Here is a 21,581-nt window from a genome sequence, read left to right on the forward strand (position 1 = left end):
TTAAATGAAATTCAACGAAGATTCAAGAGTAAAAATCCCTACCATATTGCATTTGATGCGGTTAGGTTATGAATATTTGTCTTTAAATAGTCAAAAATGGGATCAGTCTACTAATATTTTTACCGATATTTTCAATCAAAGTATTAAAAGACTTAATCCAGAAATGAATGATGGTGATGTCTCTAGGTTTTATGATGAAGTTGCGCTTAGTTTAGAGAATGAAGATTTAGGAAAAGTTTTCTTTGAAAAACTAACTAATAAGTCAGGTGTTCGATTAATCGATTTTGAGAATTTTTATAATAATACTTTCAATGTTGTTACTGAGTTAACTTGTAAAAAAGATGATGAAGAATTTCGACCAGATATAACACTTTTAATCAACGGGATGCCATTGGTTTTTATTGAAGTTAAAAAACCAAATAATCAAGATGGTATTTTAGCAGAACATAAACGCATCCAATCACGTTTTCAAAATAAGAAATTCAGAAAGTTTGTCAATATTACGCAACTAATGGTTTTCTCCAATAATATGGAGTATGACAATAGTTCACCTACACCAATTGAAGGCGCTTTTTATGCAACAGCTTCTTATGATAAACCATCCTTTAATTATTTTAGAGAAGAAGAAAAATTCGATTTAAATACCATCCTTTCTGAAGTAAACGAATCAGAAGAAAATTTTGTTTTAAAACACACTAATTTAGTTGGCATTAAAAATTCACCTGAATTTATTACTAATAAAAATCCTGATACACCTACAAATAGAATTTGTACTTCTTTATTTCAAATGGAACGTTTGCAATTTATGTTGCAGTACTCTATAGCTTATGTTAAAGGTTCTAAAGGTTTGCAAAAACACATCATGCGCTATCCGCAGCTTTTTGCTACCAAAGCTATTGAAGCCAAGCTAGAAGAAGGTGTAAAAAAAGGAATTATCTGGCATACACAAGGAAGTGGGAAAACGGCTTTGACATTTTATAACATTAAGTATCTAACGGATTATTTTCAGAAAAAAAATGTAATACCAAAGTTTTATTTTATTGTAGATAGATTAGATTTATTAATACAATCGGCTAAAGAATTTAAAAGTCGTGGATTAGTAGTTCATGAGATTAGTTCCAGAGAAGCTTTTGCAAAGGATATAAAATCTACAAGTGTTATTCATAATAATTCAGGTAAAGCTGAAATTACGGTCGTTAACATACAAAAATTTCAAGATGATCCAGACGTAGTTAGAAATACAGATTATCAATTAAACATTCAACGAGTATATTTCTTAGACGAAGTACACAGAAGTTACAATCCAAAAGGTAGTTTCTTAGCGAACCTTAACGAATCTGATCCCAATGCGATTAAGATTGGTTTAACAGGAACACCACTTTTAGGTAACGATTACAACTCGAAAGCTTTGTTTGGAGGTTATATTCATAAATATTATTACAATTCATCTATTGCAGATGGATATACTTTGCGTTTAATTCGTGAAGAAATTGAAACCAATTATAAGCTTACTTTAAAACAAGCTTTAGAAGAAATTGAAATTCTAAAAGGAAATGCCGACAAGAAAATTGTTTACTCACATCCTAAATTTGTAGAGCCAATGTTGGATTATATTGTTCAAGATTTTGAGAAGGCAAGAATTTCTATGAACGATAATTCTATTGGTGGTTTAGTGGTTTGTGATTCATCGGAACAAGCTAAAATGTTGTTTGAAATATTTGAATCAAAATACGCTCCTAAAGAAATGCTTCCTAGTGATCTTCTTATGGCTGCCGAACCGCAAAAATCTTATGGAGAGAAAAAGAGATTAGAAAGTAAAGCTACCACTGCAGCTATAATCTTACATGATATAGGAACTAAACAAGATAGAAAAGATAAAGTAGAGGAATTTAAAGACGGAAATATTGACTTTTTGTTTGTTTACAACATGTTGCTTACAGGTTTTGATGCACCAAGATTAAAGAAATTATATATTGGCCGTGTAATTAAAGCACACAATTTATTGCAAACCTTAACTCGTGTAAATAGAACTTACAAAGATTTTAGATACGGTTATGTGGTTGATTTTGCTGATATTCAAAAAGAATTTGATAAAACCAATCAGGATTATTTTAATGAGTTGCAATCGGAGTTAGGGGATGAAATGGAACATTATTCCAACATCTTCAAGTCGCAAGAGGAAATCAATGCGGAAATCAAGGAAATAAAAGACGTTTTGTTTCATTTTGATACCATGAACGCTGAGATTTTCTCGCAACAAATTACCCAAATCAATGACCGAAGTGAAATCCTGAGAATCACGCGGGTGTTGAATAATGCCAAGAGTTTGTATAATTTGATTCGACTTTCAGGAAATTACGAATTGTTGGAACAACTCGATTTTCATAAGCTGACAGTATTATCCCGTGATGCTAATAATCGTTTGGCATTGATTAATGCAAAAGAAGCTCTGGAAAGCAATATTGATACCTCAAACCTATTGAACATTGCTTTAGAAGATGTTATTTTTGCATTTGTAAAAGTGAAGGAAGAAGAAATGGTTTTGGCAGATCAACTCAAGAACATTCTTCAAAAAACCAGAGAAATGCTGGGCGGTAATTTCGATCAAAAAGCACCCGAATTTATTTCGTTGAAAGAGGAACTGGAACGCTTATTCAAAAAGAAAAATTTGAATGAAGTGACCAAAGAGGAAATGGAACGCAACATCAAGGAACTTGAAAAGATATACACGCAAGCCAAAGAATTGGAACGCAAAAACCAATTGCTGAGAGCCAAATATGATAACGACGAAAAATACGCCCGCTTGCACAAACGATTAATGGAAAAAGATCCCTTGACGGATAGCGAATCCAAACTTTTTGAAGCCTTAAACGGATTGAAAATAGCCGTTGATGCACAAATTATTCAAAATTCTAAAATGCTTGAGAACGAAAGTTTTGTGGAACGTATGGTAATGCGATTGGTGATTGACCAGTTCAAAAATAAACAGCATTTGGAATTGGATGCAACCACAACCAAGCGCATCAACGGAATGATTGTCAAAGAATACATGAATGAGTTTTATGGACGAACAGCCTACTAATATGAAACAGCAAGAAGCCATTCAATTATTTGAAGAAAAAAAAGTAAGAACCCTTTGGAATCAAGACGAGGAAAAATGGTATTTTTCTATTGTTGATACCGTGAGTGTACTAACTGATAGTCCTAATCCACGAAAGTATTGGAGTGTACTAAAAACAAGATTAAAAAAAGAAGGAAGTCAGTTGACTACAAATTGTAGTCAACTGAAAATGCAGTCAGCTGATGGAAAATATTATAAAACCGATGTTGCTGACACCGAACAACTTTTCAGGTTAATTCAGTCGATACCTTCGCCTAAAGCGGAACCTTTTAAAGTTTGGTTGGCGCAAATAGCTGCAGAACGTTTAGACGAAATGCAAGATCCTGAATTGACTATTGACAGAGCATTGGAACAATATATGAGTTTGGGTTATTCGGAAAATTGGATTAACCAACGCTTAAAAAGTATTGAAATCCGAAAAGAATTAACGGATGAATGGAAAAGTAGAGGATTGAAAGAAGGGCTACAGTTTGCAACACTTACTGATATTATTTCTAAAGCCTGGTCGGGGAAAACAACTAAAGAATATAAAATGCTCAAAGGCTTGAAAAAGGAAAACCTGAGAGATAATATGACCAACACCGAATTGATCTTAAATATGTTGGCAGAAGCTTCGACCAAAGACATTTCGAAAGCGACCAATCCTGAAACCTTTGAAGGTAATAAGGAAGTAGCCCAACAAGGCGGTAATGTTGCCAAAGTAGCCATGAAAGAATTAGAATCCAAAACAGGCAAAAAAGTAGTGACTGCATTGAATGCAAAAGACAGTTTAAAACAAATCGAAGACAAAAAGAAGAAAAGATAAATGACCACTACAATACAATTTGAAAAGCAAACCAAAAACCTCATCGACGATTTAAAAAGCGTTTGTGCCAATTACGGTTTGGGAAATGACGGAAACGAATTCAAGATTATCACCCAAGTATTTTTATATAAATTTCTGAACGACAAATTTGTTCATGAAGTAAAACAACTCGACGAAAAAATAGCCACAGCCGACAATTGGGAAGCGGTTCTTAGAGAATACAATGACAACGACTATGAAATGCTGATGATGCAAATGAGCGAAAGTACCGCCCGCCTGCAACCCAAACATTTTATTTCCAGTTTGTTTGAAAGACAAAACGAAGCCAACTTCTCGGATATATTTGACAATACCTTACTGGATATTGCAAAAGAAAACAGTGATTTATTCTCAGTATTGACAGAAGGCGGCGAGAAAATTGTCCTGTTCGAAAACATCAGTAAATATGTTACAGACAAGCGTGATGATTTTTGTAAAGCCATTATCAACAAACTGATTAATTTTAGTTTTGAGAATATTTTTCACGAAAAGTTTGATTTTTATGCTACCATTTTCGAATATTTAATCAGTGATTATAATACGAATAGTGGTGGGAAATACGCCGAATATTTTACACCGCATGCCGTAGCCAAAATCATGGCACGTTGTTTAGTAGATGGCGAAGTAAGCAATGTAACGTGTTACGATCCAAGTGCGGGATCTGGAACCTTGTTGATGAATTTAGCACACCAGATTGGTGAAACAAAATGCACCGTATATTCTCAGGATATTTCGCAAAAGTCCTCGAACCTACTGCGACTGAATTTAATCCTGAACGATTTGGTACACTCAATACCGAATATTGTAAAAGGAAACACGATTCTAGAACCGTATCACAAAGACAAAAACGGACGCCTGCAACAGTTTGATTACATTGTGAGTAATCCACCGTTTAAATTGGATTTCTCGGATTATGTGGCAGATTTGGACAGCAAGGAAAACCACGAACGCTTTTTTGCAGGAATGCCTAATATTCCCAAAGCTAAGAAAGACAGCATGGCTATTTATCCTTTGTTTGTGCAACACATTATGTATTCGCTTACCGCAAAAGGGAAAGCGGCTATTGTTGTACCCACAGGATTTATAACGGCACAAAGCGGAATTGAACGTAAAATACGTGAGCAAATGGTGGAGCGTAAAATGTTACGTGGTGTTGTAAGTATGCCAAGTAATATTTTTGCTACTACAGGAACCAATGTTTCTATTTTGTTTTTAGATAAAGAAAACACTAAAGGCGATATTGTTTTGATGGATGCTTCTAAACTAGGAACTACGGTAAAAGAAGGTAAAAATCAAAAAACGTTATTATCACCCGAAGAAGAAGATTATATTATTGATACATTTAATAAGCACGAAGCTAAGGAAGATTTTTCAGTAGTAGTTTCTTATGACGATATTAAAGCCAAAAACTACAGTTTGAGTGCTGGGCAATATTTTGAAGTAAAAATTGAATATACTGATATTACGGCAAAGGAATTTGAAGATAAAATGAAAACCTTTGAAACTAATTTAAGTGAACTTTTTAAGGAAAGTAAGACCTTGGAAATGGAAATTCAGAATAATTTGAAAGGGTTAAAACATGCTTAAAGTTATAACTATAAATAATGTTGTTCAATATTCTAAGAAAAGAATAAACTCAGAAAAAGTAACTTTAGAAAATTTTATTTCTACAGATAATATTCTTCAAAATAAACTTGGTATAACTCAAGCTTCAAATTTACCTCCAAATGGTCAAGCTATGCCTTTATATGAGCAAGAAGATATTCTAATTGCAAATATCCGACCTTATTTAAAGAAAATTTGGTTTGCAAATAAAAGTGGAGGTTGTTCATCGGATGTATTAGTATTGGAGGCAAAATCAGGTTATTTTCCAAAGTATGTATATTATAATTTGTTCAAAGATGATTTTTTTGACCATGTCATGAAGGGGTCTAAAGGAACAAAAATGCCACGTGGTGATAAAAATCAAATTCTAGATTTTTTAATACCTGATTTTGAATTTTCAATTCAACAAAAAATAGCCAAAGTCCTTTCTGATCTAGATGCCAAAATCGAGTTGAACAACAAAATCAATGCAGAGTTAGAAGCGATGGCAAAAACGCTTTATGATTATTGGTTTGTACAGTTTGATTTTCCAGATGCTAATGGTAAACCATATAAAACTTCTGGTGGTAAGATGGTTTGGAATGCAGAGTTGAAAAGAGAGATTCCTGAAGGTTGGGAAAGTGGTGTTTTGAGCGACATTGCAAATATTACTATGGGGCAATCTCCTCCTGGTGAAAGTTATAATGAGGAAGGTGATGGAATGATATTTTACCAAGGTTGTACAGATTTTGGTAATAGATATCCAACGATCAGAAAATTTACAACTTCACCAACGAGATTTGCAAAGCAAGCTGATATTTTATTAAGTGTTAGAGCTCCTGTTGGAACTTTAAATATTTCAAAAGAAGATTGTTGCATTGGTCGTGGATTAGCCTGTATGAATAGTAAGAATAATGCTATTACCTATTTGTTCGGTGTAATGGTCAATCTAAAACAAACTTTTGATAGAAGAAATGCTAGTGGAACGACTTTCGGTTCAATTACCAAAGATGATTTGTTTTCTTTACCAGTTATAATTCCAAATGAAAAAACAGTTCGAGCATTCCAAAATTTAGTATTTCCATCTTTTGAAAAACAAAACAAAATTGAATTAGAAAATATAGAACTCGCTTCGCTTCGTGATTGGTTGTTGCCAATGTTGATGAATGGTCAGGTTAGTGTGGGTAATGTTGCTGAAGAGTTGGGAATGGTTGCGGAGGAAAGTGCACGTTATGGAAAATAAAAGTACACATCCTGAGATCACACTGAAACTGCAATCAGGAGGAATGATTGAATTTGAAAAAACGGGTATTCTACCTAATTATTTGGTATTCAATTCCCGAGAACTGCTAAGAACATGGCGGTTAAAACTAAAAGAAGATACTCAAAATGGAGTTTTAAAAGTGAATGGGCAAGTTGCTTTTTATTACTTTTTTGATGGTTTGGGTTGTAAAATTCAATCTTTAAAGGATGGTACAATAACTGAAGAATGGGAGATTGAAGAAATATTGATGGAGTTGAGAGATTAATTATCGTATAGGTTTGGTAATATTAAGGTAAGTGTTGGTGAGGTTTAGAGAGAGTTGAGAATGGTTGCGGAGAGTAGAGAAAATTATAATAAATAACAAATAATAAGTAAACATGAAAAAATTAATAACAATTATGCTCATCGGTTTTAGTTTTTGTTCTTTTGGACAAGAAATTAAGGAAAAAAAACAAAACAAAACAGAAATTGAAACGCTACTAAAAAATGGTATTAAACCAGAACTAGCATTTTTTTGGGAAACAAAAGATACGCTTATCGTAGCACGCACAAATTTCAGGGAAACAATTCAGTTTGATTTAATAAATAAAAAATGTATCATTCGAAATATGTTTAGTGAACAAGAAATTCAACTTACAAAAGATTTTAAACTCAACGACAGAAATACTCTTGATTCTCAACGTGATTTTGAGTATAATTTCGATATTGTAGGGAATGTTTTTATCGTTGCAGAAATGTATCAATACAAAATTTACTTTGATAAGAATAAACAAAATATACTAAAAATTGAAAACATAAATGATAAACATGTGTTCATTCCCAAAGAATATGAATATTACATGAGCCCTGTAGCACCTATTAGCTCAGGACCAAATGATTAAGTTGGTAATTATTTAGGATTGATTGTTTTAAAATGAGTTCAATTAGGCTTAACGAACCAAGTTTTTTGAAAAATACAATGAATTAAAATAAATACTACTCCATAAAAGTATTATTAGCAAAAGCACCTAAATCGGATCTGGGTGATTGGCTTAATAGGATGGTCTTGTATTTGGGGTGACTTGCTTCGCTTGTTCGCTATAACTTGGCTGGCAAATTCGAATACAGCTTAATTAAGTTCAAAACTTAATTTAGATTCTGAATAATATGCAGTAAAAAATCAACTTAATCACCGCGTTTTGGCGGTGATTACCAAAACATCCCCACCCTACTTTCCAATAACTCCAAATACCTCTCTTTCAAATCATCTGAAAGAAAAGAAATTTCAAGTAGCTCCTTCCATTTAGGAGTTGCTTTTTTCATTTGTTCGAGAATACTTGCTATCGTTTTTTCGTTGAGCTGTAATATTTCCTTTCCATAGTAATCTATAAAATCAGTTGCTTTTAAATTACTTTTTTTCCCCTTTAAGGTCAGTGCAATTTCCTTTTCTGGCTTTTTAATCGCTATGGTAGAATTTAGAAAGTCGTAAATTGGTGCCAGTGTTGTTTTTCCATTTTTGGTAATTAGAGAGAAATCTTCTATAAGAAATATTAATTATTATAAGGGTAATAAATTAAAGTTGAAAGTCTATATATGTTAGTACACAATTATGGCAACAACTGCAACTCACAACATAAAAGCCTCTGAGATACATTCTAAAATAGGAACATAAGAAGAGATAAAACTGATATTAAAAAAGAGGTCTTCCTAAAAGGAAAAGCCTCTTTCTAAAGTTATATTTTGAAGAATTCAATTCGAACCATCACTGTTAGCTACAACATAAATAGCTGTAATATTTCGGAATCAGCTTTCTCTACTTATCAATTAGATTGGTCTTTTGTAAACCGTTACATCATCTACCCACATCATTACTGATGAAAATAAGTTGATTTTATTCGGGTTGATAAAATTAGCGTCGTTAGATCCTACATTCATATTGAAAATAATAGAATGGGTTCCAAAATTATTGAAATTTAGATTCGCCGCGCTACTGTTCGTATAAGTTGCAACAGTTGCATTGTCAACCTTTATGGTTACTGTTACCACATTGTTTTTCATTCTCCAGAAGGATTCATATAAATGCCATCCGTTGTTTCCGTTGAGATTAAAAGTACTCGGATAACTTCTTTCGGCAGCATTACCTAGTAAGTTTGTTCCAGCAGTAGTTCCGTAAAAAATATTTGAAGTATAACGGCTTGCATTAGGTGCAAAAGAGTAGCCTTCGAGAATATCAATTTCTCCTTTGGTTGGCCATCCATTTCCTTGCACGGTCCAAAAAGCTGGCCAGGCACCATAAGTATCAGAGAAAGATTTGTATGTTCCGCCATCCATCGCTACTAATTTAATATTAGCAGAGAGCATATATTCTGTATTGTTCTCTGGTTTGTATTGGTATTTAGAAGAAATGAAACCAGATTGATATTTCAAACTACTTACTTTGGTTGTTTTGATTTCTAGACATTGTTTTCCATCTCTTAATTGTGTAGTAGGTACTGAACTATTATAGTCACAATATTTGGAGTTATAATCTGTTCGTTGTTCTTTAGTCCATTGTGCCAAATTTGAACCTACATTAAATGTATCTTCAAATTGTTTTACCCAAGGGGCAGCGGCTATTTTACTTGTACTTTCAGAGGTATTAACGCTTGCCAATTTTTCTTCTTTCAATTCAGAGGGTGTATTGTCTGAGCAAGATGTAAGTACTAAAACAGATGACAATACTGCTGATAACAAATTTAATTTTTTCATAATTTTTTGTGGTTAATTAATAGTATAAAAAAGTGTTATGCTTTAAAATTTAATCTAAACCTTCTAGAAATCCGGTATGCGAACTTTTGATAGTAAAATTTGAGTCATACAATAACGGCCAGTCATTTCCTGGGTGGTTCAACTCAGTACTAAACGGAATCCAAGATTCATTATCTTTCATTCCCCAAACGGTTAAGGCATATTTATTTGCTTTAGGTAATGCATTGTATATTTTAACGATCTCTTTATATTTAGCTTTTTGAGCTAATCGTAATTCGTTTGTAAAAGTTGCGGTTAAGTTTGATTGTGCATTACCCGGGTTTACTTGCATATCCAACTCTGAAATGTGAATTTTTAAACCTTTAGTAACGGCTCTATTTATATCTGTTTCAATTTGGATTTTTGAAGGAGCGAATATTGTATTATGCATTTGAAAACCAACTCCATCAATCAATTTATCTGTAATCAGTTTATCAATAAGCGTGTAAACTGCATTTTGCTTGTTGCTGTTATCTGAAGTTGCATAATCGTTATATAATAATAATAATTGTGTATCTGCTGCGGCGTTTGCTGCTTCTCTGGCCCATTTAAAGCAATCGTTAACATAATTTGGCCCCATTCGTCTTAGGAACACTGTGTTTCTCATGGATCCATTATCTGCTATAGACTCATTAACTACGTCCCAAGATTTCACTTTCCCTTTATAATGGGTAACTACATCTGTAATGTATTTTTTTACCTCTAGACTAAATTCTGCATCAGTACCAGCATAGTTTGCTAACCAAGATGGAACAGAATTGTGCCATACAAGCGCATGCCCGTGCACATTAATATTGTTAGTGTTACCGTAGGCTACTATTTTATCTGCTACAGTCCAATTGTAAACACCGCTAGCAACAGAAATTTGATCCATTTTCATTTCATATTCTGCTGAAATACTACTGAATTCATTTTTTAAAATAACGTCATATGGGCTACCAGCATTCAACTGATTCGCTTTGACTGCCATACCTACAAAAAATGGATTTGCTACTTTATTTACTTTTACTTTTAAAAAAGTAGGATCCTCAGGAACGTTACTTGTACCCGTAGTTACAACACTTATCACATTTGAATAACCCGAAGTTTGAGACTCTGATTTAGCCCTTACTCTGTAATAATATTGCGTGCCTCCTGTTAAACCAACTACAACTTCATTTAAATCAGTGACTTCTTTTGAATTGTAATTGGGCACAAATGCTGAAAAATTCTCGGTTGTAGAAACATCTAGAAGGTAGCTTTTAGACTTGGACACATAATTCCATTTGGCTCTAAAACCATTATCATTAACATCTTTGGGTGCGTTTGCAAGTGGATTTTCTAAATTATCGATCACAGTACTGTCCTCTTTAGAACAGGCATTTAAAAAAAAGAATAGACTGCTGAGCAGCAGTAAAAATTTAATTTTCATACTATTTTTTATTATAGAATATCTTCTAGTAGGGAAAACACTCCTATTTATAATTTCTTTTATATTGTTTTTGCTTACTTAGTTCTAAAAAAAGATTGCTTTTGATAACAAACTTTTTTTAGAAGCGAAGTAGAACATAAACCTTTATTATTGGTAACGAATTTTTATATTGTCAAATTTTATTACGCTAGGATTTGGCGTATCACTCTGTACAATTCCCACTTTAATTTCGTTGACTTTAGATGCATCAATTGTACTAGCATTGTTTGCTCCGAAACCATAATTCTCTTTAAAATCAGCTAAGGAGATGGTTTTTGTTGTCCAATTTACATTGGTTACTTTAAAATTATAACCATATTCTTTCCCATCAATAGTATTTAATTGGATCGCAAATTGAGCCCCTATAACATTTGCACTTACATCAATATCAATAAAAGTTTTTGTAGCATCATTGTTAGAGCTGCTTAGAAAACTGGTTCCTCCACCAGCGCTGCTGCCATTGTATCCATTGGCAGTTGAGCCAGACCAAGTAAGTGCTGCATAATTACCTGTTGGACCGCCCGCAGTACTTGTACTAAAAGAAGCTACATCACCATAAGAGTTCCAAGATTCTCTGGAGCCACCTCCATCAAAATTAGATACAAGAACTAGTGTGGCAAAATTTATTGTTTTTTTTGCTGTACCTCCCGGAGTTGTGATGGCTATTTCTGATCCAGAAACTGCATCTGTAGGCAAACCAATAATAATTGCGGAAGAAGATTTTACGGTATAACTCAGTGCTTTTCCGCCTAAAGTGATCGAAGAAATATTAAAAAACCAAGTTCCTTCAATTTCTAATGGAAATCCCGGAGTTGCCACAGCAGGAATTGTTTTTGTAATAGTAGGAACGGGTTGTAAAATCTCAATATTTTTGGTTACAGATCCGTTTCCAGTTATAAAAGTGATTGGCTGTACCCCAAATCTGCTTCCTAGTTTTTCATCAAAGGGAATCGTAAAAATAAAAGACTTATCTGAATTGTAGTTGGGATTAAAACTGATATCAATTTTGTTGTCTAGTGTGATTTTTTTTAATCCCATTAAACCCTCACCTTCCACTCTGACTTTATTTTGTGGAAAAGCTTGATTAAGCAAATCTCCAGGTTCAGCAACCATGGCCTCTATATTTGCAGTAGGTACATCGTCATTTTGACAAGCTGTAAAAGAGGCCAATGCCAAAAGAATTATAATTCTATATTTTATTTTATTGATCATAAAAATTTAATTAAAGTTAAAAGGAACCGGAGGCTCTAATAATGATGGATTTGTATCAATAGCAGACTGAGGTAAAGGCAATTCAAAATAATTGGCTCCTGGAGTGATTTTTCGAGAAACTAAAACTGTTCTTTCATCATCAGAATAAAAACCAACTTCTTGCTGCGAGATAATTGCTGTAGCTTCTGCAAGACCACGGCGTTTTAAATCAAAGAAATATTGTCCTTCAAGTGCAAATTCAACTCTTCGTTCATTAAATAAATCGTTTCTGGTAAGTATTGTTTTTGGTGGTAATCCAGCTCTTAATCTCACTTCATTAAAAGCGTTTAAAGCAACCGTAGAACTAGTAGAACCTGCTCCAGCCAAAACCGCTTCGGCATGCATTAATAAAATATCAGAGTATCTTAGTATAATGGTGTTTTGTGAAGTTCTCATAAAAAACACATCATTTCTTTCAGCAGCAGATCCTACAATGTACTTCCTAAAATTTGCTCCTGTAGAAGAGAGTATTTTTTTATATCTGAATCCTCCTTTATCTTTTAACAGTTCTGGATAAAAGTCACCCTCGGTCATGATAGTATTTTTCTTTCTCTTATCGTTTGGTTCAAAGCCGCTTTGCAGTGAAATAGATGGCAGGTAAACTCCCCAACCGTCACCGCCACCAGTTATCCCCGTACCATTAGGAACAATGTAAGCTTGATTTGTGTTTTGCGTCCCCCATTCTGTAGCAATAGCTTTCCATTGTAGCGCAAACATACTTTCTCCACTATTGTTATTTTCAGGACTGCTAAATAAGTTGCCGTATTCCTGAATTAAAATATATTGATTTCCAATAATTTTTTGTGTTAATGCAGCGCACTCTGCGTATTCATTTAAAGTTAAATGCACTTTTGCAAGAATACCCATCGCCGCAAATTTGGTAACATATCCTTTTTTTACTGAAGTTTCAGGCAAATTTTCGATAGCATATGTTAAATCTTGTTTTATGAATTTGTAAACATCTGTAACAAGATTTCTTTTTGGCTGTGCAGCTGAACCCGCTTTACTAATAATAGGAACAGCTCCAAAAGTTCTAACGAGATAGAAGTAAGCATTTGCTCTCATAAACCTTGATATTGCGATCGCTTTTTTATAGGATGCTTCAGGCAATTCGCTTTTTCTTTCTTCAACCAGACTCATTAAATTATTGGATTGATCGATCACCGAAAATAGCGCAACGTAACCTTCTGTGAGAATTGGATTTTGAGAGGTTACTTGAGCATCTTTAAATTGAGAATAAGCACCATCAAATGTAAAAGCATTTCCAGCATACATGTCACCTACTGCAATCAGAAATTTATCATTAACCAAAAACCACGGCTTAAAGTACAAGCTCTCAGCGATTCCGTCAAAAGCAGTAACTCCTTCGGGTAAATCGCCCGGGGTTAATTGATTTTCAGATGGTGCATTCAAAAAATCATCTGAACAGGAAAATAAAGACAGTAATGGTATTAGCATTCCCGTCATAAAAAGTTTAAAAAAAATTTTCATAACTATTATTTTTATTTAATGACTGTGAATATTTAAATTAATTTGTGTTATTGCATAAATTTTAAAATTCTACATTTAAACCCATTGAGGTCGTTCTTGGCACTGGATATCTACCCAGATCAATGCCGCTTAGGGTGATGTTTTGATCTAAATTTCCTAAAGCTGGATCAAAACCGGAATATTTAGTCCACGTATATAGGTTTTGAACATTGACATACAATCTCACTTTAGATATGATAGATTTTTCGAATATTTTCTTTGGTAAATCGTAGCTCAAAGAAACATTCTGAATTCTTAAATAAGATCCGTCTTCTACAAACCTACTTGAGATTCTGCCATTCCCATTTGGATCATTTAGACTAATTCTTGGTTCATTTGTATTTTCATTTACCCCAGCTTCAAACGAATTTAAAGCTCTTGCGCTTATATTGGCGAATCGATCTCCAAATCCAGGATAAATACCGTCTGTGTAATGACGGGTAAAATTGTAGATTTCATTGCCCTGACTACCAGTTAAAACAACTGATAAGCTCATGTTTTTATATTTAAAGTTATTCGTTAAAGAATAGGTAAAATCCGGAATTGCGCTTCCTAACGCTGTTTGGTCTTTGGCATCGATTTTTCCGTCGTTATTCAAATCCTTAAAACGGATATCTCCAATGCCTGTTCCTGTTTCCTGAATTGGTCCTGCCGCTAATTCTGTAGCATTTTTAAACAAACCATCAGTAACATATCCATAGAATTGTCCAACCGGCTCGCCTTCTGTTGTTCGAGTCACGTTATATAAATCGAATTGTACTTTACCCAATAACGATTTACCCTGACCTTGAAAACTAGTTAGCTCATTATTATATTTTGAAAAAATAATAGTACTGTCCCAATTAAAATTTTCGGTTGAAATATTTCTAGTATTTAAGCTAAGATCGATTCCTTTAGTTACAATTTCACCTGTGTTCAAAAAATAATTCAGCGCGCTTTGATTTGATTCATCATTGATTTGTTTCGTCAGGAAATTATAGGAATTTTTAACGTAATAATCAAAATCTAATTTTACTCTGTTATCAAGCATTCCTAATTCAAAACCAACATCAAAAGATTTAAGTGATTCCCATTTAATATCTGGATTTCCTAAATTATCAATTGTTGGAGATACGCCACCAAATGGAGATGCTGTCAGCGAAAGAATTGTCTGGTATCTATTCGCTGGAATATTTTGATTTCCTACTGAACCGTAACCTGCTCTGAATTTTAAATAATTAACGGTAGTCGATAAAGGCTCAAAAAACTTTTCGTTACTTACTGTCCAACCTCCAGCAAATGATGGAAAATAACCCCACTTATTATTGGGTCCAAAGTTGGAAGACGCATCTGCTCTTACAGAAGCCGAGAAAGAATACTTGTCTGAAAAACTATAATTTAATCTCGAAATATAAGATGCCATAGACCATCTGCCAGAACCATTTCCGTTAATAGCAGTATCAATATCACCTATGTTTAAGTTGGTGAAATCCTTATTTAAAAATTCACCCGTTCTGTAACCACTTAAATACTCGTATTGGCTTTCTTGTGATTCCTGACCTAACAAAAAGGTAAAATTGTGTTTTTCATTAAAAGATTTATTATACGTCAAATAATTTTTTAAACTCCAATAAAAGCTTTGATCCTGCTGTTTGAATGATTTGTTTAAAAGTTCAGACACATTTCCTAAAGTATACTTTGGTACAAAAGAGCTACTTTTTGCAAAATTCAAATCATATCCCAGTTCTGATCTAAAAACCAACCCTTTTATAAGAGTGAAATCAGCAAATAAGTTACCATTGATTTTGTATCGGTCTGATCTTGCATTATTGTATTCCGCCAAAGCTATTGGGTTCGTTGCTTCAGTGGCCGAAGTTCCTAAACCAGTTGTAGGACCAGCAAAAGAACCATCAGGAGTTCTAACCGGCAGCTCTGGCGATTGTCTTAAGGTATTCATCACTAAACCGCCTCTGTCGTCGTTTCTGACAACTTGTTGAGATGACTTACTTATTGACATGTTATTACCCATTTTTAACCATGATTTTACATTTGAATCTACGTTTAATCGCAAAGACATTCTGTTGAAATCTGAATTCAAAACAATTCCTTCCTGATCAAAATAATTTAAAGACGTGTAATATCTTGTTCCTTCTTTTTCGCCTGAAAATGATATTTGATGGTTGTACATAGCAGCATTTCTAAAAAGTTCATCCTGCCAGTTTGTACCATTTCCTAATAAATCAGGTTTTTGATATTGAAATGGAATTGGCTCGCCATTTAGTTTGAAAATTTTTGCTTGATAAGCCGCATATTGTGGCAAGTTTAAAACATCAACTGAATTTGTCACTTGCTGCGTTCCTAAATAGGTTTCATATGAAAAAGTCGATTTTCCTCTCTTCCCTTTTTTGGTTGTAATCAAAACAACTCCATTTGCACCATTTGCACCATATATTGCTGTTGAGGATGCATCTTTTAAAATATCAATAGTTTCGATATCCGAAATATTCAATCCCGCCAAAGCAGAATTTTTAGTTTGTCCGCTTCCTCCTCCTAAAGCGCTAAACGAAAAGGAATCGTTATTTCTGTCCGCAAAAACAGGAGTTCCATCAATTACATACAAAGGTTCGTTACCGTTAATAGAAGTAATTCCCCTAATTTGAACAGAAATTCCACCTCCTGGCGTTCCTGAATTTTGAGTAACATTTACACCTGCAGCTTTACCTACAAGAGCCTGATCAATAGAAGTGAAGGGTTTGTCTTGAATTTCGGATGCTTTAATAGAAGTGACGGCACCATTTATATCTTTTCTTTTTGAAGTTCCATATCCTATTACAACTACTTCATTTAACTTTTCAAGTTCATTAACCATTTCGATTTTCATTACTGACTTTGTATCTGCTGGCATGGAAACATTTTTATAACCTATATAGCTAAAGATCAATGTACTTTTTGGATCTACATTATTTAAAATAAAACCTCCATCAAAATCAGTAGTTGTTGCATTTTTTGTTCCTTGTACAAGTACACCAACACCAGGTAAGCCCTGCCCTCCTGATGATACTTTTCCTTTAACAGTTTGAGCAAAGAAAAAATTCCCCCACATACACACTATCAAACACAATAGTATTTTTATTGTTCTTTTCTGCATAAAATTTGGTTTAGAGTTGAATTATTTAATTAGTTTTTTTAAGTTGATTAAAATATTTGGTGGATTGTTTTTTTTCAAGCCTAGTATTTAATTTTTGATAAAAAAACTATTTCTTAAATATTTCTTAACGAAAGTAAAATCTACAGCAGTAAAACTGTAGCACAGATGAAGCAAATCATGCATCATTTGATGCAAAACAGCATTTGAGACCATTGGTTTTAGGTAATACTAGCCAAACAACAATAAAGTATTAGCAAAAAATTATCATTTAAAATATATTTAGCAATATTTTATAAGAGTATTTTTAGTAGAATAATAATTTTAAGCAAATCCAAATAATACGTTCCGCAAAAGGTTAAAAAAAAGCCCCGATTTAAAATTGAAGCTTTCTAAACTGCAGTATTTATGGATTTTTTCCTTTCTACTCTTTTGATCCTGCTTGTTGTGTTGGCAAATGACCGTATTTAATTTTATAACATTTGGCAAAATAGGAAGGCGATGTAAATCCTACTTTATAACTAATCTCATTGATATTTACATTTTTATTGCCTTGTTCGAGCAATTGTTTTGCTTTTTCTAATCTTACATTTCTAATAAACTCATTTACTGAAACACCCGTTAGTGTTTTTATTTTTCGATACAATTGACTTCTACTCAGGAAAACTTTAGAAGAAAGCAACTCTACACTTAACTCAGATTCACTCAGATTCTCATTAATAAAATGAAGAATTTTTTGAATGAAATCATTATCTAAAGATGTTGTTTTTTCCTTCCCTTGTTTGGTGATACCGGTATAAAACTTTTTAAACATTATTTGCCTACTTGTAATAAGCTGTGCTAGGCTTGATTTTAAAATATCCAATTCAAATGGTTTGCTCAAATATATATCAGCTCCGGAATCGATACCTTCAATTCTGTCCTGTACCATTGCTTTTGCAGATAGCATTAATAACGGAATGTGACTTGTTTTCAAATCTCCTTTTATATTTTTGCACATCTGTAATCCATCCATTACAGGCATAATAACATCCGTAATTATGATATCTGGCAATTTCTGGGCGGCCATTTCGTAACCTTTTTTACCATTTTCGGCGGTAATAACTTTATATGATTTACTCAATTCCATTTTAAGATAATTCCGTAATTCAAGGTTGTCCTCAACAATCAAAACGGTGTAAGCTTTTGCTGTATCTGTAACAATTTCTTTTATTGACTCGTTAGTAACATCATCAGCCTGATATTTATTCGACTCAAACAAGAACTTATTTTTATTTTTTTCTATTTCAAAAACTTCATTCACTACTTCATTTTCCTTATAAAAAGAATTGCCTAACGGAAATGTTACTATGAATTTTGTTCCTTCTCCCAATGTGCTTTCAACATCAATATTTCCTTTGTGAAGCTCTACAAATTCTTTAACAACCTCTAAACCTATTCCGGTGCTTCCGTAGTAATCTTTATTGAGGTTATTGACCTGATAAAATCGATCAAAAATTCTTTTCAAATCTTCTTTGTGGATTCCTGAGCCAGTGTCTGAAATTGTTATTGAAAAAGATGGAACTTTATTTCCATTAATTAGTAATGAATGATCTGAATCTGATTCATCTATATAAATGGTAATAAAGCCATTATCAGGAGTAAATTTAAAAGCGTTTGAGATGATATTAAATATTATTTTTTCAAGCATTTTAGGATCTAACCAATCTTCAAGTTTTTCCAGTTCTGAATCGAAATCAATAGTTATGTTTCTCGCAGCTGCTTCCTCATCAAAATAGCCAATAATTTCTTGTACAAACGCAATTACTTCAATTTTTTTAACCTGAAGGAAAATTTTATTGAACTCTAATTTGTTAAAATCCATCAGCTCATTAATAAGTCTCGAAAGCCTATCTGAACTTTTGTGTACAATTTTTAATTTATTATGTATTTCGCGCGATAAGTTCTTACTTCTTAAAATATCTTCAAGAGGATTAATAATCAAGGTTAACGGTGTTCTGAATTCATGCGAAATATTAGTAAAAAACTGTAATTTTTTATTATTTAATTTCTCTAGCTGAATTGTTTTTTCTCTTTCTAAAATTATGGCTTGTTTGGCTTTAAAACGATTTTGATAAATTTTATTGAAATATTTAATCAAGAAAACTAATATCGCTGCATATATTAAATAAGCCCAAATGGTTTTCCACCAAGGAGGAAGGATTTTTATTTTTAGCTCTAATTGAACATTGCTCCAGGAACCATCTGCATTGGCCGATTTTACTTTAAAAACATAAGTACCAGGCTCCAGATTGGTGTATGTAGCTGTTCTGTTATTGCCTACATAATTCCAGTCTTTCTCAAAACCTTCAAGGTAATAGGCATATTGGTTTTTTTTAGAATAATTATAGTTTATCCCAACATATTCAATCGTAAAAACAGATTGTGCATGATTGAGAACAATTTCTTTTGTTTGAGAAATTACTTTGGTTAACGGAGCATTTTCTTCATTTGGTTTTACAGATTTATTAAATAATTTGAAATCACTAAAATACAGACTTGGAGCTTTTTCTGTTTTTTTAATTTCATTAGGATTAAAATAATTTACTCCTTCGTAACCACCAAAATACAGCTCGCCATTTCCATCTTTAAAAACCGCATTATTATTAAATTCGTTATCAACAAGACCATCATCTTTATTGAAATTGGTGCTTTGTTTCTTTTTAAAATCGAGTTTTGTTAAACCAGATCCACCGCTTATCCATAAAGATCCATTATTATCCGAAATGATAGCACGAACGGATTTTTCTTCAAAACCAGGAAAATCATCATAATTAGAAAATATCTTGCTTTTTTTAGTATAACTAAACAGTCCTTCTCCATCTGTGCCTATCCATATTTTTTTATCGTTTGACTCATAAATTGATAAAATGGTCTGTATACCATTATACTTCGTTTTATCGTTGAACATTTGATCCCGCATTTTTGTAACTCTAAAACTGGAATCGGCAAGCAAGTTTACCTGATAGAGTCCTAAAATCGTTCCTACCCATAAGATATTATCAGAGTCTACAAAAACTTTTCGAATAAATGCTTGGTCCAAAGCATTTTCAATAAATGGTTTCGTGTTGCAATGCACAAAAGTGTTGCTTTTATTGTCAAAATAATGAAGTCCTTTTATAAAAGTTCCTATCCAAATTCGCCCTCTTGAGTCTTCAGAAAAACTAAAAATCCTATTCGATTTCAATCCAGCTGTATTTGTCGTATTGTAGTTTATGAATCGGGTAGTTCCATTTTTCAAAAAATAGATACCACGATCCCAGCTTCCTACCCAAATATTTTGTTTACTATCTATAAAAATCGTCTGGATATCAACGGCATCCAGACCTGAAAAGTAGTTTTGATTATTTTTGTTAACATGGATATAAGTTTTAGCAGAAAGATTATAAATATCAAGTCCACCACCTTCGTTACTTAGTATCAGATTGCCCTTTTTATCTTTTACAATTGAAGTTACATAGCTAGTCTGCAAGGAATTATCATTATTAACCAGCGACTCCAATGAATTGAATTTATTATTAGGCTTATCGAATACGCCAAGCCCTTTATTGAAATAACCCAGCCAAAGTCTTTTTTCTTTGTCTTCGTATAATGACCATACTGAATTCGACTTTAAACTAAAATTATTGTATTTACTGTGAAGGTATTTTTTCAGTACTTCTCCTTTGCTATTTACAACCAATAAGCCATCATTTTCGGTACCGCAAAGTATGTAATCCTGACTGCTTTGTACAATGGATAGAATTTTATTTTTGGTAATAAAAAAATTCTCAAATTGATAATTATCTGTTTCAGGTTTAATCTTTATAAGCCCATTTTGAGTGGTTCCCAGCCATAAATATCCAAATTTGTCTATGACAAGACTTTCTATATCATCTAATAAAGGTTCTCTTTTAAACTTGTCTTTATAAACCTGCTTTACTTTTCCGTTTAGATCGATCTCTAAAACACCGTAACTGGTTCCTAAATAAATAATTCCCTGTTTGTTTCTTGCGGAACATTTAATTAACAAATTTGGTTTTCCTAGAACTTTTGAGTGAAATAAGGATGCTTTTAAGGTTTTTACATGTAGTTTAAATAATCCAAAACCATACGATCCTAGAATGATATTGCCGTTGTTATCCTCAATGATTGTTTTAATGGTAATTGGCTGTTCGTAGCCTTTTACAATTGCATCCTGAATATTGATTTTAGTAAAGTTATCCAGATCCCGATTGTATAAACACAAGCCTACATCAGTACCAATCCATAAATTATTCTTAGAATCAATAAAAGTGGCATAAATAAAATTACTGTTTACTGAACCTTGTTTTTTATCATGTTTGTATCCAAAATAATTTACCCCGTCATATCGATATAAACCTGCGCCATTTGTACCTACCCAAATAAAACCATTTTTATCCTGAACTATAGAAGAAATAGCTCTTTTTGAAGTAGTTTCCTGTATACTTCTAAATTGATAATTTTCAAATTTATCCTGAGAAAACAAACAATTTATAAGACCAAAACAGCACAGAAGAATATATTTGATATTTTTCATTTTACATTTTAATATTTATCAATTCCATTTGAAACAAACTTTACAATTGATTTATTTAACCATATCGA

General features: G+C 32.8%; 12 protein-coding genes. 6 read left to right on the forward strand and 6 right to left on the reverse strand.

The window, feature by feature from the left end:
- Positions 1–4: 4 nt before the first annotated feature.
- The 6 genes from IQ05_RS08680 to IQ05_RS08705 all read left to right on the forward strand — a co-directional run bounded on the left by IQ05_RS08680 (position 5) and on the right by IQ05_RS08705 (position 7,694).
- On the forward strand, positions 5–3,082 hold the full coding sequence (locus tag IQ05_RS08680) for a type I restriction endonuclease subunit R (RefSeq protein ID WP_144892050.1): 3,078 nt from the start codon (positions 5–7) through the stop codon (positions 3,080–3,082).
- Complete coding sequence (locus tag IQ05_RS08685; protein ID WP_244289552.1) at positions 3,054–3,926, forward strand: BRO-N domain-containing protein; 873 nt, start codon at positions 3,054–3,056, stop codon at positions 3,924–3,926. The genes IQ05_RS08680 and IQ05_RS08685 overlap by 29 nt, the downstream gene beginning before the upstream one ends.
- Positions 3,927–5,552 (forward strand): HsdM family class I SAM-dependent methyltransferase, encoded by a 1,626-nt coding sequence (locus IQ05_RS08690; protein ID WP_144892052.1) that lies wholly within the window; start codon positions 3,927–3,929, stop codon positions 5,550–5,552.
- Complete coding sequence (locus IQ05_RS08695; protein ID WP_144892054.1) at positions 5,545–6,792, forward strand: restriction endonuclease subunit S; 1,248 nt, start codon at positions 5,545–5,547, stop codon at positions 6,790–6,792. The genes IQ05_RS08690 and IQ05_RS08695 overlap by 8 nt, the downstream gene beginning before the upstream one ends.
- On the forward strand, positions 6,782–7,078 hold the full coding sequence (locus IQ05_RS08700; RefSeq protein WP_144892056.1) for a hypothetical protein: 297 nt from the start codon (positions 6,782–6,784) through the stop codon (positions 7,076–7,078). Before IQ05_RS08695 ends, IQ05_RS08700 begins: the two co-directional genes overlap by 11 nt.
- 112 nt (positions 7,079–7,190) lie before the next feature.
- On the forward strand, positions 7,191–7,694 hold the full coding sequence (locus tag IQ05_RS08705; RefSeq protein WP_144892058.1) for a hypothetical protein: 504 nt from the start codon (positions 7,191–7,193) through the stop codon (positions 7,692–7,694).
- 922 nt (positions 7,695–8,616) lie between these two features.
- Here the strand turns inward: IQ05_RS08705 and IQ05_RS08715 are convergent.
- The 6 genes from IQ05_RS08715 to IQ05_RS08740 form a co-directional block, all read right to left on the reverse strand.
- Positions 8,617–9,540: a glycoside hydrolase family 16 protein gene (locus IQ05_RS08715; protein WP_144892060.1), complete on the reverse strand. Its 924-nt coding sequence runs from the start codon at positions 9,538–9,540 to the stop codon at positions 8,617–8,619.
- A 49-nt stretch (positions 9,541–9,589) separates the two neighbouring features.
- Complete coding sequence (locus IQ05_RS08720) at positions 9,590–10,990, reverse strand: endo-1,4-beta-xylanase (RefSeq protein WP_144892062.1); 1,401 nt, start codon at positions 10,988–10,990, stop codon at positions 9,590–9,592.
- Between the two features lie 147 nt (positions 10,991–11,137).
- Entirely contained in the window at positions 11,138–12,241 is a 1,104-nt protein-coding gene (locus tag IQ05_RS08725; RefSeq protein ID WP_144892064.1) for a hypothetical protein, read from the reverse strand.
- A gap of 6 nt (positions 12,242–12,247) precedes the next feature.
- On the reverse strand, positions 12,248–13,771 hold the full coding sequence (locus IQ05_RS08730; RefSeq protein ID WP_144892066.1) for a RagB/SusD family nutrient uptake outer membrane protein: 1,524 nt from the start codon (positions 13,769–13,771) through the stop codon (positions 12,248–12,250).
- Positions 13,772–13,832: 61 nt separating this feature from the next.
- A complete protein-coding gene (locus tag IQ05_RS08735; protein WP_144892068.1) occupies positions 13,833–16,937 on the reverse strand; it encodes a SusC/RagA family TonB-linked outer membrane protein in 3,105 nt (1,034 codons plus the stop codon).
- Between the two features lie 421 nt (positions 16,938–17,358).
- On the reverse strand, positions 17,359–21,513 hold the full coding sequence (locus IQ05_RS08740) for a hybrid sensor histidine kinase/response regulator transcription factor (protein ID WP_144892071.1): 4,155 nt from the start codon (positions 21,511–21,513) through the stop codon (positions 17,359–17,361).
- Between the last annotated feature and the right edge of the window lie 68 nt (positions 21,514–21,581).

The organism is Flavobacterium tiangeerense, from assembly GCF_007830355.1.
GTDB lineage: Bacteria > Bacteroidota > Bacteroidia > Flavobacteriales > Flavobacteriaceae > Flavobacterium > Flavobacterium tiangeerense.

What these genes read in the sequence shown, in the direction of transcription:
- IQ05_RS08705 (WP_144892058.1), top strand. Translation starts at nt 7,191, where the DNA reads ATGAAAAAATTAATAACAATTATGCTCATCGGTTTTAGTTTTTGTTCT.
- IQ05_RS08720 (WP_144892062.1), bottom strand. Translation starts at nt 10,990, where the DNA reads ATGAAAATTAAATTTTTACTGCTGCTCAGCAGTCTATTCTTTTTTTTA.
- IQ05_RS08715 (WP_144892060.1), bottom strand. Translation starts at nt 9,540, where the DNA reads ATGAAAAAATTAAATTTGTTATCAGCAGTATTGTCATCTGTTTTAGTA.
- IQ05_RS08690 (WP_144892052.1), top strand. Translation starts at nt 3,927, where the DNA reads ATGACCACTACAATACAATTTGAAAAGCAAACCAAAAACCTCATCGAC.
- IQ05_RS08685 (WP_244289552.1), top strand. Translation starts at nt 3,054, where the DNA reads ATGAGTTTTATGGACGAACAGCCTACTAATATGAAACAGCAAGAAGCC.
- IQ05_RS08730 (WP_144892066.1), bottom strand. Translation starts at nt 13,771, where the DNA reads ATGAAAATTTTTTTTAAACTTTTTATGACGGGAATGCTAATACCATTA.
- IQ05_RS08700 (WP_144892056.1), top strand. Translation starts at nt 6,782, where the DNA reads ATGGAAAATAAAAGTACACATCCTGAGATCACACTGAAACTGCAATCA.
- IQ05_RS08695 (WP_144892054.1), top strand. Translation starts at nt 5,545, where the DNA reads ATGCTTAAAGTTATAACTATAAATAATGTTGTTCAATATTCTAAGAAA.
- IQ05_RS08740 (WP_144892071.1), bottom strand. Translation starts at nt 21,513, where the DNA reads ATGAAAAATATCAAATATATTCTTCTGTGCTGTTTTGGTCTTATAAAT.
- IQ05_RS08735 (WP_144892068.1), bottom strand. Translation starts at nt 16,937, where the DNA reads ATGCAGAAAAGAACAATAAAAATACTATTGTGTTTGATAGTGTGTATG.
- IQ05_RS08725 (WP_144892064.1), bottom strand. Translation starts at nt 12,241, where the DNA reads ATGATCAATAAAATAAAATATAGAATTATAATTCTTTTGGCATTGGCC.
- IQ05_RS08680 (WP_144892050.1), top strand. Translation starts at nt 5, where the DNA reads ATGAAATTCAACGAAGATTCAAGAGTAAAAATCCCTACCATATTGCAT.